The sequence below is a fragment of the Clostridium cellulovorans 743B genome (assembly GCF_000145275.1).
GTDB classification, from domain to species: Bacteria; Bacillota; Clostridia; order Clostridiales; family Clostridiaceae; genus Clostridium_K; species Clostridium_K cellulovorans.
In genome coordinates this window covers 2191355-2207174 of sequence record NC_014393.1, presented here as the reverse complement: position 1 = coordinate 2207174, position 15820 = coordinate 2191355, and the positions used below count along the sequence as shown (strand labels likewise).

14 protein-coding genes are annotated in these 15820 nt (G+C 30.1%); 4 read left to right on the top strand and 10 right to left on the bottom strand.

What is annotated here, in order from left to right:
• Positions 1-88: 88 nt before the first annotated feature.
• The 3 genes from CLOCEL_RS09145 to CLOCEL_RS09135 all read right to left on the bottom strand — a co-directional run bounded on the left by CLOCEL_RS09145 (position 89) and on the right by CLOCEL_RS09135 (position 3212).
• Positions 89-916 carry a carbohydrate ABC transporter permease gene (locus CLOCEL_RS09145; RefSeq protein ID WP_010077220.1) on the bottom strand — a complete coding sequence of 276 codons (828 nt, stop codon included), beginning with the start codon at positions 914-916 and terminating at the stop codon, positions 89-91.
• Positions 916-1794, bottom strand: coding sequence for a carbohydrate ABC transporter permease (locus CLOCEL_RS09140; protein ID WP_013291697.1), 879 nt, complete (start codon positions 1792-1794; stop codon positions 916-918). The genes CLOCEL_RS09145 and CLOCEL_RS09140 overlap by 1 nt, the downstream gene beginning before the upstream one ends.
• 83 nt (positions 1795-1877) lie before the next feature.
• On the bottom strand, positions 1878-3212 hold the full coding sequence (locus CLOCEL_RS09135; RefSeq protein WP_010077223.1) for an ABC transporter substrate-binding protein: 1335 nt from the start codon (positions 3210-3212) through the stop codon (positions 1878-1880).
• A 243-nt stretch (positions 3213-3455) separates the two neighbouring features.
• Here CLOCEL_RS09135 and CLOCEL_RS09130 point away from each other — a divergent pair, with 243 nt between their 5' ends.
• Together CLOCEL_RS09130 and CLOCEL_RS09125 are read left to right on the top strand one after the other, a co-directional pair.
• Complete coding sequence (locus CLOCEL_RS09130; protein ID WP_010077224.1) at positions 3456-5336, top strand: cache domain-containing sensor histidine kinase; 1881 nt, start codon at positions 3456-3458, stop codon at positions 5334-5336.
• Positions 5314-6084 (top strand): response regulator transcription factor, encoded by a 771-nt coding sequence (locus tag CLOCEL_RS09125; RefSeq protein WP_010077225.1) that lies wholly within the window; start codon positions 5314-5316, stop codon positions 6082-6084. Before CLOCEL_RS09130 ends, CLOCEL_RS09125 begins: the two co-directional genes overlap by 23 nt.
• Positions 6085-6206: 122 nt before the next feature.
• Here CLOCEL_RS09125 and CLOCEL_RS09120 read toward each other — a convergent pair whose 3' ends face one another.
• Positions 6207-6614: a hypothetical protein gene (locus tag CLOCEL_RS09120; protein ID WP_010077226.1), complete on the bottom strand. Its 408-nt coding sequence runs from the start codon at positions 6612-6614 to the stop codon at positions 6207-6209.
• Positions 6615-6757: 143 nt separating this feature from the next.
• Here CLOCEL_RS09120 and greA point away from each other — a divergent pair, with 143 nt between their 5' ends.
• Entirely contained in the window at positions 6758-7222 is a 465-nt protein-coding gene (gene greA, locus CLOCEL_RS09115; RefSeq protein ID WP_010077227.1) for a transcription elongation factor GreA, read from the top strand.
• An 80-nt stretch (positions 7223-7302) separates the two neighbouring features.
• On the opposite strand, the gene mscL is transcribed toward greA, so the two are convergent.
• From mscL to pflB, 5 genes are all read right to left on the bottom strand, one after another.
• Complete coding sequence (gene mscL / locus CLOCEL_RS09110) at positions 7303-7689, bottom strand: large-conductance mechanosensitive channel protein MscL (protein WP_010077228.1); 387 nt, start codon at positions 7687-7689, stop codon at positions 7303-7305.
• 205 nt (positions 7690-7894) lie between these two features.
• The gene (locus tag CLOCEL_RS09105) at positions 7895-9169 is read right to left on the bottom strand and encodes a replication-associated recombination protein A (RefSeq protein ID WP_010077229.1); all 1275 of its coding nucleotides are present in this window, start codon (positions 9167-9169) and stop codon (positions 7895-7897) included.
• 306 nt (positions 9170-9475) lie between these two features.
• Positions 9476-10159 carry a Bax inhibitor-1/YccA family protein gene (locus CLOCEL_RS09100; RefSeq protein WP_010077230.1) on the bottom strand — a complete coding sequence of 228 codons (684 nt, stop codon included), beginning with the start codon at positions 10157-10159 and terminating at the stop codon, positions 9476-9478.
• 164 nt (positions 10160-10323) lie between these two features.
• Entirely contained in the window at positions 10324-11046 is a 723-nt protein-coding gene (gene pflA, locus CLOCEL_RS09095) for a pyruvate formate-lyase-activating protein (RefSeq protein WP_013291696.1), read from the bottom strand.
• A 1-nt stretch (position 11047) separates the two neighbouring features.
• Complete coding sequence (gene pflB / locus CLOCEL_RS09090) at positions 11048-13276, bottom strand: formate C-acetyltransferase (protein ID WP_010077232.1); 2229 nt, start codon at positions 13274-13276, stop codon at positions 11048-11050.
• 432 nt (positions 13277-13708) lie between these two features.
• On the opposite strand from pflB, the gene CLOCEL_RS09085 reads away from it, so the two are divergent.
• Complete coding sequence (locus CLOCEL_RS09085; protein ID WP_010077629.1) at positions 13709-14650, top strand: IS982 family transposase; 942 nt, start codon at positions 13709-13711, stop codon at positions 14648-14650.
• A gap of 211 nt (positions 14651-14861) precedes the next feature.
• Here the strand turns inward: CLOCEL_RS09085 and CLOCEL_RS09080 are convergent, their stop codons facing one another.
• Positions 14862-15806 (bottom strand): 3'-5' exoribonuclease YhaM family protein, encoded by a 945-nt coding sequence (locus CLOCEL_RS09080; protein ID WP_010077233.1) that lies wholly within the window; start codon positions 15804-15806, stop codon positions 14862-14864.
• Positions 15807-15820 lie beyond the last annotated feature (14 nt).

Here is a 15820-nt window from a genome sequence, read left to right as displayed (position 1 = left end):
TTAGGTCTTATTAACTTCAAGTTTATTGTAACGAAATACAAACTAGGAAGTAAAAACACTCCTAGTTTGTATTTTTATTTTAAATTTATTACCCTTTTACTGCTCCTGCTGAAACCCCACCAACAATATACTTTTGTCCTAATATAAATACAATTAATACTGGCAGTAAAGTAAGTACAATATCTGCACTAACTAAGTTCCATGAATTTTCAAATGTTCCAAAAAAATTATATACTGCTAAAGTCATTGGCCACTGTTTAGAGTTATTTAAATAATAAAGAGGCATTGTAAAGTCATTCCAAATAGCCATAAAGTTTAAAACAAATAAAGTTGAAATAATAGGCTTTAATAATGGTAAAATTATTTTTACAAATAATTTTATCGGCCCACACCCATCAATAACAGCCGCTTCATCTATTTCTCTAGGGATCGTTGAAATAAAACCATATGATAAAAATAAACTAAGTGGAATATTAATGGCAGCATAAACAAGTATGATACCTATTCTTGTATTTACAAGATCTAACGCTTGCAATACTTTCATTAACGCAACGTTATTTATTGGTATAGCTATACCAGAAAGAATAAAATAGTATATAAAATTATTAATTCCTTTACGATTTCTCGCTATGACAAATGCTGCAGCGGCAACTACAATTACAATAATTAAGACACTACCGGTAGCATATAGAAGACTATTAAAAAAAGATGATACTAGTTTACCTTGGTCAATTACTGTTTTATAATTAGCAAATACCCACTCCTTAGGTAACGCAAGAGACATTTTATTTGATTCTCCTTGTGTTTTAAAGGAATTAAGAAGTAAAACTATCATTGGAATTAACACTAATAAGCTGATAAAAATAGTTATTGAATTTCCTATTATACTTCCAATTAGTTTCCTTAATCTACCCATTACACTTCTACCTCCTGTTTCTCCATAGATTTTATAATGAAATATACAAAGAACATCAATGCAAAGAACAATATACTAGATAAGGTAGTTCCCATAGCATAATTGCCCTTCGAAAATTCCTTATATACTGCTGTATTAATTACTCCTGTCGCATTTCCTGGACCACCATTTGTTAATGAATAAATCATGTCGAATACTCTAAATCCGTATGTTACATTTAATATAGTTACATTTATAATAATTGGTTTTAATAATGGCAATGTTATTGAACGAAACTTTTGCCAAAAATTAGCACCATCAATATTTGCAGCTTCATAATAATCAGGAGAAATAGACATTAATCCTGCGATAACAACAACCATTATGTATCCCATGCCTTTCCAAGTATCTACTGACATAACAGTTGCAAATACTACTTTTAAATCCGTTAACCAATTCATTGCTAAAAAATCTAATCCTGCAGATTTAAGAAAATTATTCAAAAAACCTGTATCTGGATGTAGTATACTTTTAAAGACAAGTCCTACTACTAAGTAAGACATTACTTGAGGAGAGAAAATTACCATTCTGTGAAAGTTTTTGAATTTAATAATTTTTTGCGTTAATAATAGTGCTAGAGCTAATCCCACTACAGTTTTCATTATTGTTGTGATTGTTGTAAACACCACTGTATTCCATAAATACATACGATACTCTGGTTTTCCTTTAAATATCTCTATATAATTCTTTAACCCTATAAAATTTATTTCATCAGTAAAATTGTTCCAATCAGTGAAAGAATATAATATACCAATTATTCCAGGCAAAAAGCAAAGTAAAAAGAAAATAACTAAAGCTCCACTTGTGAAATACCATGGATATAACTTTTTCTTGTCCATTCTAATCCCTCCATTTTGATAAATAAGGTTTCTTCCAAGAGAAACCTTATTTATATAGCTACAACTACTATAACTACAACTACTTATTTGTTCCAATCTGGATCTTTTTGTAATTCAGCTTGTTCTGTACGACGATTCATAATTGTTTCTAAAACTTGTTTTGGAGTTAAAGAACCAGTATACATAGCTTCCAAATCCTTACCAACATCCATCCATTGACTGTCGATATATTTAACACCTGCTTGCATAACCATTCCCTTTTTTAAAGAATCTATATAAGCTTGGTCTTCTTTTGTATATTTAGATTTAATTTCAGGCCAACATAATTCTGATAATCCTGGTTGTCCATCTAGACGTTTTTGTAAATTTTCAGGTTTGGCTAAAAAGTCAAAGAATTTCTTTGCTTCTTCCACATGTTTTCCTTTTTTGTTTATAAAGTATGCATTACTTGCCGGATTTACACCAATGGCTTGATTATCTCCCCAAGGCATTACAAAGATACCTAATTTATTGATATCAAAATCTGGGAAGTCAGCTTTTACTTCATTTCTCCATGCTGATTCAGCTATAAACATTGCTGCTTTACCCTTAGCTATTGCTTCTTTTGCATTTTCAACAGAATTACTCAAATAGTTTTCTCCATAAAATCCTAACTCAGCGAATTCTTTCAATTGCCCAATAATAGTTTGTAATTCAGAAACTGAATCTAAATCGATTTCATTTTTATTAAGTTTGTTATATAAATCTGGATGTTTTTGTTGATACATTGCTCCAGTTTCAAATAATGGTAGAACTTGATGCCATCCATTTTGAGTTCCTTCATAAATTGGAATAACACCAGAATCCTTTATCTTTTCACATACATTTTTAAATTCTTGATAATTTGTAGGAACTTTTAAGCCTAAGTTTTGGAATACTTCCTTATTGTATATATAAAAATACATTTTCTTACCAGGAAAAGTAATACCGTAAACTTTATCATTATATGAAATTGAAGGAATAACATTTGGGTCCATTCTCTTAACCCATTCCTCATTTGTTACATCCTCAACATATTTTTCTGGATTAACCCTTGTTACTAAATTTAAAGGATCTGCATCTGCACAGAAAATGTCTGGTGCTTCACCAGAATCTAACTTCACTTTCAATAAATCACGCCATTGTGCATCAGGTGAAATTTGAAAATCAACTTTTATTCCAGTTTCTGCTTCAAAGGTTTTTGCTAACTCTTGTACCACCCCAGAAGTTGGAAGACCAGATTGGTGTGAACCAAAAGTTAATGTAACCTTTTCACCGTTACCAGAAGATTTTGAACCACTTGCATCACTATCCGATTTTGTTCCGCATCCTGCAAGTCCCCCTATTGCTATTGTTGTAACACAGATAGCAGTTAATAATTTAATTAAACGTTTTCTCATAAGATTAAACCTCCCACTTTTATAGTATTGCATAAGTCTCATTGCCCTAGATAATAAAAATCTTAATTCTTTGTGTTACACTATTTTATTGTATTATTTATATTATCTACTGAATGATATGCTTTACATTGACTACATCTTCATCTTAGCATTGTTAAAAAATAATATACATAGACAAAAGAGAACTTTATTTTGCACTTTTTTGAACATTAATATATAATACTTTGAGAAAGGAGTATCATAATGAACAGAAAATTTTACTACTCACAGAAAATATATTTATTTTTGATTTATGGACTTCTAGTCATCATACTGTTATCTTTATTTTTTATATCTTTTTATACTTTTTATAGTAAAAAGATATATGCAGATGCAAAAGTAAAGTCAGAAACTCTTTGTGCATCTGTTCATAATTCTATATCGACGGAACTAAAAAATATATCAACTTTGTCAATGAACATAGTATATTCAAATGCTATAAAAAAGAATTTTACAAGCTTCGCAAAGAATAATATTGATAAAAATAATATTGATAAAATTGAACTTAAAAATTTTTCTCAATCAAGAGAAAACGTTTTAGCTATATATGATATTATCACAGCAATTATTGGACCATTTCAATCTGCAACTCAAGTAAATCTTTATACCTCAAATGGAACATGCATTGGCTCAGGATATTTTCAAGGTATTACAAATGTTAACTTGTCTCTTTTACCTTGGTACAACTCAACTATTGAAAAAAAGGGATCTAAAGTCATTACAACTATCTCAAATTTACCCAATTATCCTGCAATGAATAAAAATAGTAATGATAAATATCTATCATTAACTAGGCTTTTTTTTAATGGTAGTAATGAACCGGAAGGTATTGTTGAAGTATTACAAAATACTAATGTAGTATTTTCATTAGTATCAGAGTTAAAGTCTAAAAATCCTTCAACTTCATTCTACGTATATAATCAAAATAACGAATTGGTTTATCCATATAACTCCAATGAAAATATAAACTATATGGATTTTATTAATAATAATGATTTAAATCCTTCTATTGGATATTTCGTTAATATAGCCAATAAAGAAAATGTTGTAATGACATACCAAAAAATTGATTCCTATGATTGGACAATCGTTACAAGTGAACCAACAGAAGTTGTATTTAAATCTTTGTATTCCTTTAAACAAGTATTTATGGTGATCATCGCTTTTTCAATTATATTTACATTATTAATTTGTTTTTTTATATCATATCGTTTAACTTATCCTTTGAGCAAACTTACAAATGCAACAAAAAAAGTAACTATTGATAGGGTTCTGAATGGAAGTGACATAATATTACCACCAGTTAATAGTAATATTATTGAAATTTCCGAGTTATATAATTCTTTTTCTGAAATGTACGAAAAATTAAAAGACTCTTCACATGAAATTTTATTATTAAAATCAGCCGAAACTAGAGCAAAATTGCAAGCAACTCAATCTTTAGTTAATCCCCATTTTCTTTATAATAGTTTAACTAATATAAATATTATGGCTGAAGAAAATATGAACATAGAAATAATTCAAATGTGTAATGCTTTATGTGATTATTTTCGTTATATTACAGTTTCTGATGAAAGTGCAGTTCCATTAGATTTAGAAATATTCTATACAGAAAAGTATATTGAATGTATGAAGATGAGATATGGAAATGATTTTATATATGAATCTGACATAGAAGAAGAAACAAAGAAAATTTTAATACCTAAATTAATACTTCAGCCTATTGTAGAAAATGCCTTTAAACATGGATTTAGTTCATCTCCTCCATGGAATTTAAAAATTTGTTCTAGTACCAAAGATGGAAACTGGTTTATCCATATCGAAGATAATGGTGGTTGTCTTAGTGATTTAGTAAAAGAGAATCTCTTATACAGTTTTAATAATTTAAATAAAAATGAAGAATTAAAAACTCTCAAAATCGGTGGAATGGGCCTAAAAAATATATATCTAAGATTACAACTTCTATATAATGATAATTTAATTTTTAAAATCGATAATTCTAAACAAGGTAAGACTATTTTTATAATTGGTGGTCCAATTTATTTAGACAAGGAGAAATTTTATGAGCAATACACACAAATATAAATATATTGTGGTAGAAGATGAGCACCTAATAAGGCAAAATATTATAAAAAAAATTAATTCTTTATCCATTCCTCTTGAATTAGTTGGAGAAGCTAGTAATGGAGAAGTTGCTAAGTCACTTATTGAAGAGCTATCTCCCTCGCTAGTTATTACTGATATAAAAATGCCTCAATCTGATGGTATAGAACTAATAAAATACGTTAATCAAAATCATCCTCATATAAAAACTATTATACTTAGTGGATATAATGACTTTAAATATGCTCAAGCTGCTTTAAAATATGGAGCAAAGGATTTTCTACTAAAACCAATTAAGCTTGAAGAACTTAATTGTACTTTGCAAAATATTCTTGTAATACTTGATTCTGAAAATAGAGATAGGGCCTATTTTTCAATTGATCCTCATAGCTTAAAACCTGAAAGCTTAAGCGGACTAATGGAAAAATTTTTTCTAAGTAACTACGCTTCTATTACTTCACTAAATAGCATAGCTGATAAATTTGGATTTACAAATGAATATTTAAGTAAAATATTTAAAAAGTACACTGGTGAAACTCCCCTTAAATATATTACTAAAATTCGTATTAACGAGGCAAAAAATCTCTTAATAAATCAACCTGATTTAGAAGTAAAAAAAGTCGGAGAATTAGTTGGATACAAGGATGCTTTTTATTTTAGTCGCGTGTTCAAATCTAATGTTGGTGTTTATCCAAGTGACTATCGTATAAAATATTTAAATTCACGTTAAAATTTTCTTTTAAAAAGATAAAATCAATGCATATTTTAATTAAAATACATAAATAAAAAAAGTAATATATAAACTTATACTACTTTTTTCACTCATATACAATTTTAATTACTATATATATTTCATATATTCGCAGCCTTGACATTATAATGAATGAATTCATCCAAAAAATCTTCATTATATTTGTCAACGTTTTCTTTTTTGTCTAAAATAATAAATACCTTTTTAAATTTATTGTCGTTTATATTTTTTAAAATCTTTTCTTGTGATTTAAACGGTATTTTATAAAACTCACTAATGAAAACGACATCTGCATTGACATCTATGGTAGCAAGTTCTAATTTTCTTATGTTCATAAAGTTTCTTCTAAGTACTGTTGCTTTAAACCCTCTAAAGTTTAAAGTTGTCGCATCATAATCCCAAATTATCCTTACTTTTTCTTTTGATGAAAAATTTTTTAAAATATGGACTTCAAAATATTTTTCAAAGTCTTCTCTCTTCATACCGGTGCCAAGGTAAACTCTACACATATTATCACCTCATCATTTCATCTTAGTCTATTATACTGCAAAAAATAAAGTTTGAGTACACATTTAAAAATAAATAGATTGTTATAGTCTTCAAAGAGTACTATAATTAGTTTATATTCATATTGAAATTTGAGAGGTGTAACATGAGTAAAATACAACTTACAGAAGCAGGTAAACAGAAATTAGAGGATGAATTAAATTACCTTAAATCTGTAAAAAGAGTAGAAATAAAAGAGGCCCTTAAGGTAGCTAGAGCTCAAGGTGATTTAAGCGAAAATGCTGATTATAGTGCAGCAAAGGATGACCAAAGTATAACAGAAACAAGAATTGCTGAAATAGAATCAATTCTTAAATATGCTGAGATAATCGAAGCTTCTACTGATGCCAATGTTTTTGATGTAAATAAGAGCGCTAAAGTAAAATTTTATGATTTCGATGAAATAGAAGTTGTTACATTAGTTAGTTCTGTAGAAGCTGATGCTAAGAATATGAAAATAAGCATAGATTCTCCATTAGGTATGGCATTACATAGATTAGAAGTTGGTAAAAAAGTATCTGTTACTTCACCAGACGGAAGTTATGACGTTGAAGTAATCGAAATTTTATAGACATCATTTTAAATTTATAAAGCACAAAAGGAGTTACCCATTAATTGATTAACGGGTAACTCCTTTTTCCAAAATAAATCCTAGACTCTTCTATTTTCCTTTAAAAGGTTTCTAATCTCCTCAAGTAAAACAATATCTTCTGATTTCTTTGCCTCTTTTACCTCTTCTTTTTTTTGCCTATCCTTATTTAGTTTATTTATAACTTTTATCACTACAAATATTGTAAAGGATATTATTATAAAGTCCACAATATTTTGTATAAAGGTTCCATAGTTAACAACTGTTCCTCTTATATTTAGAGTGAGAGATGTAAAATTTATCCCTCCAAGAATAATCCCAAACAAAGGCATTATCACATCATTCACTAGGGATGATACTATTTTTCCAAAAGCTCCTCCTATAATTACACCTACTGCTAAATCTACTACATTACCCTTCATAGCAAATTCTTTAAATTCTTTTAACAATCTTTTGCACCCTCTTCCTTTTTTTCATATGTAAAGTTACCTATATAGGTTTTCCAACTGAAATATTGCCTTTCTTCAAAATGATTTAGATTTTTGATAATATCGATATTTTAATTACTTTATAAATTCATCTTTCCAAATCATTATAGATGATAAATCAAAGCTTGAAGCTGGAATTCTTTATATTAAGGATCTCTATTAACTTTTATTTATCAGATCCATTAATAAGCTTATTGAGATACATTTTTATATTATTCTCAAATTTATTGTTCCCTGCTTTATAATAAATAGCATTCTTTATGTTGTCCGGCAAATACTGTTGCTTGACATAGTTATTTTCAAAGCTATGAGGATATAAATATCCAACTCCATGTCCTAACGTATCAGCACCTTTATAATGTGAATCCTTTAAATGATACGGAATATCTCCAATATCTTTGTTATCAATATCCGCTAAAGCACTATCGATAGCTACAATTGCACTATTAGATTTCGGGGAAGTTGCTAGCAGTATAGTAGCTTCTGCTAAAGGTATTCTTGCTTCTGGGAAACCTAATTGAAGTGCTGAATCAACACAACTTTTCACTATAGATATCGCCGATGGAAATGCAAGTCCTATATCCTCGCAAGCTATTACCATAAGCCTTCTACAAATAGATAAAAGATCTCCCCCTCTTATAAGTCTAGCCAAATAATGAACAGCAGCATCTGCATCGCTTCCTCTTATAGATTTTTGGAAAGCACTTAATACATCATAATGACCGTCTCCATCTTTATCAAAATTCATTATTTTTCTTTGAGTTGCATCATAAGCTGCATTTATATCAATCTTGATTATATTGTCCTTAGCTTTTGAAGAAAATACTGCAAGCTCTAATGCATTAAGAGCTTTTCTCACATCACCCCCAGCAATAGCTGAGATATATTTTAATGCTTCATCTTCTAAAAGAATCTTCGAGCTTTTAAAATCATTCTGGAGAACTTCAACTGCTCTCATTAATGCTTTTTCTATGTCATCACTACTCACCATTTTAAACTCAAAGACATTACTTCTACTTAAAATAGCATTATACACATAAAAATAAGGATTTTCCGTAGTACTTGCTATTAACGTAATAGAACCATTCTCGATAAATTCTAAAAGAGACTGTTGCTGCTTTTTATTAAAATTTTGAATTTCATCTAGATATAATAAGACTCCCTTTGCCCCCATAAAAGTATCAAGTTCAAGTATTATCTCTTTAATATCTTTAGTAGAAGCATTAGTAGCATTGAGTTTAAAGAATCTCTTATTAGTTGCTTTTGCAATAATATTCGCTACAGTAGTTTTACCGCACCCAGGTGGGCCATAAAAAATCATATTAGGAATATGCTGAGATTCAATTATTTTGGTTAAAATTTTGTTTTGTCCTATTAAATGGCTTTGTCCCACGACCTCCTCTATAACTTGTGGTCGTAATCTATCTGCTAAGGGTTTCATAACACTTCTCCTAATCTTCATTTTTTACCATTGTACAATCAATTATTATTGTTGAAGCATATATACATCTTAATTTTTATATATCTATAAATCTCACATATAAAGATTAAGGCATTCACAAATTTAATCGTCTTATAACATTGAAATATACTTAGAATTTTTCTATAGCTTAAGAACTTACTGTAGGTATCTACATAATAAACACAGTAATATTATATTCCAAATATAAACCTATATCAATTTAAGTCTAAAAACAAGTTATTAAAAAACATCCAACACAATAATGTCAGATGTTTTTTAATTGCTTTAGTCTCGTGATGACCCACCAAATAGTCTAAGGATATTAAGAAATAAATTAATAAAGTCTAAGTAAAGAGTCAAAGCTCCAATTAACGCTATATTAGTTGTTCCATAACCCTGGTAATACAACTGTTTAAGCTTTTGTGTATCATAGGCTATAAGCCCTATAAACACAATAACTGACACTATTGAAATAACAATATCAAAGCCTGAACTTTTAATTAAAAATCCATTAACTAAAGATGCTAATATTATCCCAATCAACGCCATAAAACCAAGTCTACCAATAGTCGTAAGATCTTTTTTCGTTACATATCCATATAGACTCATTGCAGCAAAGGTTCCTGCAGTTACGAAGAAGGCAGAAAAAATAGTTGTGCTAGCATATACTATAAAAATATATGAAATTGTTAGACCATTGATAATAGAATATAGTATAAAGGCTGAAGTTGAAGCCAAAGTACTAATCCTTGTTCCTAATCTACTTATTGCAATAACTAATGCAATTTGGCATACAAATAAAATTATAATATTAAATCTATTGCCATATATAGCATACATCAAAGTGTTACTAGTGGAAACTGCATAAGCGACTAAGCTAGTTATTATAAGAGCTATAGTCATAAAGCCATAGACTTTAGTTAGGTAAGTATTTACATCACTTTTAGCGTATCCTTGATTCCTTTCCATAATACACCTCCATAAATAATCAATAATATATTAAAGTATATTGAAAAACTAGATTTTGATACAAAGATAACTTCATAAAAAATCTAGCATTTCTAATTCATATTAATTAAAATTTCTTAATCTCTACTTAAAGAAAGTTGAAAAGCTATTGTAATTCTTATCAATTACTCTGACTTCCAGTTTTCCTTAAGGAAAGCCTTAAGTTCTTCTGCTTTTTCTTTGCTCATAGGTTGTAGATCTTTCAATCTATATTCTATACCCATTACGTCATATTTATTCACTCCAAGAACATGATATGGTAATAAATCTACTTTCTCAATTCTAGGAATATCCTTGATATACTCACAAAGTGCTAAAACATCTTCTTTTGTATCATTGATTCCTGGTACTACTACATGGCGAATCCAAACTTTTGAGTTTGAGTTTTTTAATGCCTCTAAAAACTTTTTAAATTCACTATTATCTCTACCAGTAATCTCTTTGTATTTTATCTCATCATAGTGTTTTATATCAAGAAGAACTAAATCTGTATATTTTAGAACTTCTTCATAATTGCCCATACCAACACCAGCTGTATCTATCGCAGTGTGAATCCCATTTTCTTTACAGAGCTTTAGTGCTTCAATTAAGAAATTATATTGAAGGAGAGGTTCCCCTCCTGAAAAGGTAACCCCTCCGCCTGATTTTTCAAAGTATGGTTTAAATCTTACTATCTTCTTTAGTAACTGCTCTGGTGTATATTCTGTACCACCATTGCACGCCCAAGTATCTGGGTTGTGACAATAAAGACATCTTAAATTACACCCTTGCAGAAAAACAATGTTCCTAATACCAGGTCCATCAAGAAGTCCCATACTTTCAAAGGAATGAACTCTTCCTACGGTCATATTACATGCTTTCGTGGAATGTTCTCTTGATAACTTCTAATTGTTGCTCTTTTGAAAGTCTGTTAAAGTGAACTGCGTAACCAGATACTCTGATTGTTAATGTTGGGTATTTTTCTGGATTTTCCATAGCATCTATTAATGTATCTCTGTTTAATACATTAACATTTAAGTGGAATGCTCCTTGAGCAAAATATCCATCCATTAATGATGCTAAGTTAGCTTTCTTGCTTTCTTCATCCTTACCAAGGGCATTTGGTATGATTGAGAATGTGTTTGATACACCGTCTTGACAAACGTTTCTGTAAGGGATTTTAGCAACTGAGTTTAATGAAGCTAAAGCACCGTTAGCATCTCTTCCGTGCATTGGGTTAGCTCCTGGAGCAAATGCTTCTCCTGCAACTCTTCCGTCTGGAGTAGCTCCTGTTTTCTTACCATAAACAACGTTTGAAGTTATAGTTAATACTGATAAAGTGTGTTCAGCATTCTTGTATGCTGGGTGTTTCTTAAGCTCATTAGAGAACTTAGTAACAACTTCTACAGCTAAATCGTCAACTCTATCGTCGTCATTACCGTATTTAGGGAAGTCTCCTTCGATTTTGAAGTCAACTGTTATTCCAGCTTCATTTCTGATTGGAGTAACCTTAGCATATTTAATAGCGCTTAATGAGTCAGCAACAACAGACACACCCGCAACACCAAATGCCATGAAGTATTTTACATCTGTATCATGAAGAGCAAGTTGTCCAGCTTCATAAGCATATTTATCGTGCATGTAGTGGATAGTGTTCATTGTGTTAACATATAATGCTGCAACTTTTTCAAGTACATCAAAGTATGCTTTTTTAACTTTAGCGTAGTCTAAAACTTCATCAGTCATAGCTGGAACGCCATCAACAACTTTAACGCCTCTCTTTTCATCTAAACCACCGTTTAATGCCATTAATAGAGACTTAGCTATGTTAACTCTAGCTCCGAAGAATTGCATTCTCTTACCAACTTCCATAGCAGATACACAACATGCTATAGCATAGTCATCGCCATAAATGTCTCTCATTAAGTCATCATTTTCATATTGGATAGCGTCCGTAGCTATTGACATTTTAGCACAATATTTTTTGAAATCTTCTGGTAAACTTTGGCTCCAAAGTACTGTCATATTTGGTTCTGGAGCTGGTCCTAAGTTTGTTAATGTATGAAGGAATCTATAAGCAGTCTTTGTAACTAACGTTTTACCATTGATTGACATACCACCAATTGATTCAGTTACCCAGTTTGGATCTCCACCAAATAAGTCATTGTATTCAGGAGTTCTTAAATGTCTAACCATTCTTAATTTGATTACGAATTGGTCAATGATTTCTTGAGCTTCTAATTCAGTGATAACACCGTTGTTTAAATCTCTTTCTATATAGATATCAAGGAAAGCAGTGTTTCTTCCTAGAGACATTGCAGCACCATTATTTTCTTTAACAGCAGCTAAATATCCGAAGTATAAGAATTGTACAGCTTCTTTAGCATTTGTTGCTGGTTTTGATATATCATATCCGTAGCTAGCAGCCATTCTCTTAATAGCATCTAAAGCTCTGATTTGCATGCTTACTTCTTCTCTGTGTCTGATTGTTTCATCTGAAGCATGGCCTGTTAATGCTTTAAGATCAGCCTTCTTTTGTGCAACTAAATAGTCTATACCATATAGAGCTATTCTTCTGTAGTCACCTATGATTCTTCCTCTACCATAAGCATCTGGAAGACCAGTCATTAAACCAACACTTCTAGCAGTTCTCATTTCGTCTGTGTAAGCATCGAATACTCCATCATTATGAGTTTTTCTAAACATACGGAAGTATTTGTTTACATTTGCATCCATTTCGTATCCATAAGCTTCTAATGATTGTTCAACCATTCTTAATCCACCAAAAGGATTCATCATTCTCTTTAATGGAGCATCTGTTTGGTATCCAACTATTACTTCATTGTCTTTATCAATGTAACCAGCACCAAAGCTGTCTATTCCTGAGACTTTTTCAGTATCAACATCGATAATTCCTTTTTTGATTTCTTCTATTATTAATGCTTCAGCTTTTTCCCATACGCTTTTTGTTTTTGGGCTTATTGGAGCTAAGAAATCTTCATTACCTTCATAAGCTACATAGTTCTTTTGTATGAAGTTTCTTACATTAATTTCTTCACACCATAAACCTTCTTTAAATCCATTCCATTGTTCAAACAATTTAATTTCCTCCTTTTAAATCCTTGGTACTTTTTATTAAATAAAGTATATGTTAAATAATTAACATACTAGGCAAAACTATTATAACACAAACTGCATGTCTAAATAAAGACATTTTTACGTTTTAGGGTTTAATTTACTATATAAATAGCACCAAGAATGTATACTTTGTATATAAATTATACCATCATTAACTACATATTGTAAATACTTATTCAGAAGAATTATTTACTAATAATAATTATCCTCTAATTATTTTATTTATATACATTATTTTTTATACTCTCTATATTCTGATTAAAAATCTAAATTACTTTAACCCGTTGTGCTAGTTAAATACGCTGGCAATACTTACAAATAGAAAAACTCCAGCATATTTGCTAACCTATCATTAAAAAACACCACTAATCTAATGATAGGAGGCTAACCTATATGCCAGAGTTTAATAAAGATTCTACCATAACAATAAATGACTTAAAAGATTTTATTGTTGTCACTTATGTTATAATTGATGACTTTTACCAAAAAGTAACTCCAACATTTATTAAAAATCGTCGTAACATCGCTAAATCAGTAATGACTGATAGCGAAATAATTACGATTTCTTTAGTAGGTGAACTCTTAACCATTGACTCTGAAAAAGCATGGTTTGGATTTTGCTCTAAAAACCTACGAGACTTATTTCCCAACTTTTGTAGTAGGCCGAGGTTTCATAGAGTTAGAAAGTCATTATTTCGAGTCATTGATGAAATTCGTAAAGAGTTAACGAAATTTCTTAACTATCAATATGACCGAATGAGAATTGCAGATAGTATGCCAATTCCTGTGTGTAAGTTTGGGAGAGCTCATTTCCATAAAGCTTTTAAGCCGGAGGCTGCCTACGGGCGATGCGCTTCGAAAAAAGAAACATATTATGGATTCAAATTACATGCTTTAGTAGCCCTCGATGGCTATATCACAGATTTTACTGTAACAGCAGCAAATATTGATGACAGAGATGTCGTCTGGGAACTCACAGCTAATTCAGAGATTGATATACTAATAGGTGATAAAGGATATATAGGTCAAAAAGTTGCTTCGCAATTAAAAGAAACAAGGTACATTCGTCTTTTAACAATAAATCGTAACAATAGTAAAACTAAACTTTTAAAACCTTTTAGGCAGTTGATATTCAAGGCTCGTCGTAGAGTAGAAACTACTTTTTCTCAGCTCTCCGAGCAATTAAATATGCAGAGGGTTCTTACAAAATCAACTTGGGGATTTGCCACAAGAATATCAAATAAAATATTAGCTCATAATCTTTGCTATTTTATAAATAAATTTTTTAATATAGGTATAGAAATATCAAAGATTAAAGAATTAGTATTCGGATAATAATTTCCAAAAACAGTATATGAGACAATAGGATAGGACTGCCTAAAATCATGGTATAAATATCCTTTTAATGAAAACTTATCTGCTAGCACAACAGGTTACTTTATTATCTATATATCGGTTTAATGTAGAAGCATTTTTGAAATTTATATATAAATAAACCTACTAACAAAACATTAATTAATTTTAATCTTTGTTAGTAGGCTGCTTTTTAGAATTTCTTTTTGTATACTCTTCGTTTATCTAAGGACCAAATACTTTCACTAAATGTTCCCTTTTCTGTTGAAGCTAATGCTTTTTTCATATCAAAAAGTTTTGCATCTAAGTCATCTAGGAAATGTAATACTTCCCCTTCTGGTAACATAGGTTTTTTAGGACTACCATACTCTGGCTCATAATGATGACAAAGCACCAAATGTTGCAGAACCGAGATTATTTCTTTATCGGCTCCCATCATTTCTCCAACTACTTCAATAGCTTTAACTCCTTGAATAATATGCCCTAAAAGTTGCCCTTCAAGAGTATAATCTGAAACTATTCCTAAAGAAGATGCTTCCATCTCATCTATTTTCAAAAGATCATGAAGAATAACACCTGCATAAACTAAATCACTGTCTAAAAAATCATAGATCTCGCAAATTTTTTCTCCTGCTCTAAGCATAGTGGTTGTATGGTATAGAAGCCCTGATCTTATTGAGTGATGATTTTTCATCGCTGCAGGATGAACTAAAAGCTTTTCTTTTTTTTCATCAATCATATATGATAAAAGTTCTTTAATCTCTTTATTTTTAACTTTTCCTATGTACTGAATTAAAACTTCATACATCTCCTCCTTTTTATAAGGTGCAGATGGTACAAAGTCTCCAATATCAACATTGTCACTTGTGTTAGTCTTTCTTATTTTATCTATTCTAAGTTGAAGAGTTCCCTGCCAGTCAATTACTGACCCTTTTACCTTCACCATTAAATTTTCCTTTAGCTCTTCAATATCTTCATCAGTACACTTCCACAATTTCCCATTTATTTCTCCTGTGCTATCAACAAATATAAAATCCAAATACCTATTATTATTAGCAGTGGATATTTTTACGCTTACTGATTTTATAACAAAATAATCATCGACCTTTTTTCCTGATTGAAAATCACTAATACTCAATCCTATACCTCCTA

What these genes read in the sequence shown, in the direction of transcription:
- CLOCEL_RS09145 (WP_010077220.1), bottom strand. Translation starts at nt 916, where the DNA reads ATGGGTAGATTAAGGAAACTAATTGGAAGTATAATAGGAAATTCAATA.
- CLOCEL_RS09140 (WP_013291697.1), bottom strand. Translation starts at nt 1,794, where the DNA reads ATGGACAAGAAAAAGTTATATCCATGGTATTTCACAAGTGGAGCTTTA.
- CLOCEL_RS09135 (WP_010077223.1), bottom strand. Translation starts at nt 3,212, where the DNA reads ATGAGAAAACGTTTAATTAAATTATTAACTGCTATCTGTGTTACAACA.
- CLOCEL_RS09130 (WP_010077224.1), top strand. Translation starts at nt 3,456, where the DNA reads ATGAACAGAAAATTTTACTACTCACAGAAAATATATTTATTTTTGATT.
- CLOCEL_RS09125 (WP_010077225.1), top strand. Translation starts at nt 5,314, where the DNA reads ATGAGCAATACACACAAATATAAATATATTGTGGTAGAAGATGAGCAC.
- CLOCEL_RS09120 (WP_010077226.1), bottom strand. Translation starts at nt 6,614, where the DNA reads ATGTGTAGAGTTTACCTTGGCACCGGTATGAAGAGAGAAGACTTTGAA.
- greA (WP_010077227.1), top strand. Translation starts at nt 6,758, where the DNA reads ATGAGTAAAATACAACTTACAGAAGCAGGTAAACAGAAATTAGAGGAT.
- CLOCEL_RS09105 (WP_010077229.1), bottom strand. Translation starts at nt 9,169, where the DNA reads ATGAAACCCTTAGCAGATAGATTACGACCACAAGTTATAGAGGAGGTC.
- CLOCEL_RS09100 (WP_010077230.1), bottom strand. Translation starts at nt 10,159, where the DNA reads ATGGAAAGGAATCAAGGATACGCTAAAAGTGATGTAAATACTTACCTA.
- pflA (WP_013291696.1), bottom strand. Translation starts at nt 11,046, where the DNA reads ATGACCGTAGGAAGAGTTCATTCCTTTGAAAGTATGGGACTTCTTGAT.
- CLOCEL_RS09085 (WP_010077629.1), top strand. Translation starts at nt 13,709, where the DNA reads ATGCCAGAGTTTAATAAAGATTCTACCATAACAATAAATGACTTAAAA.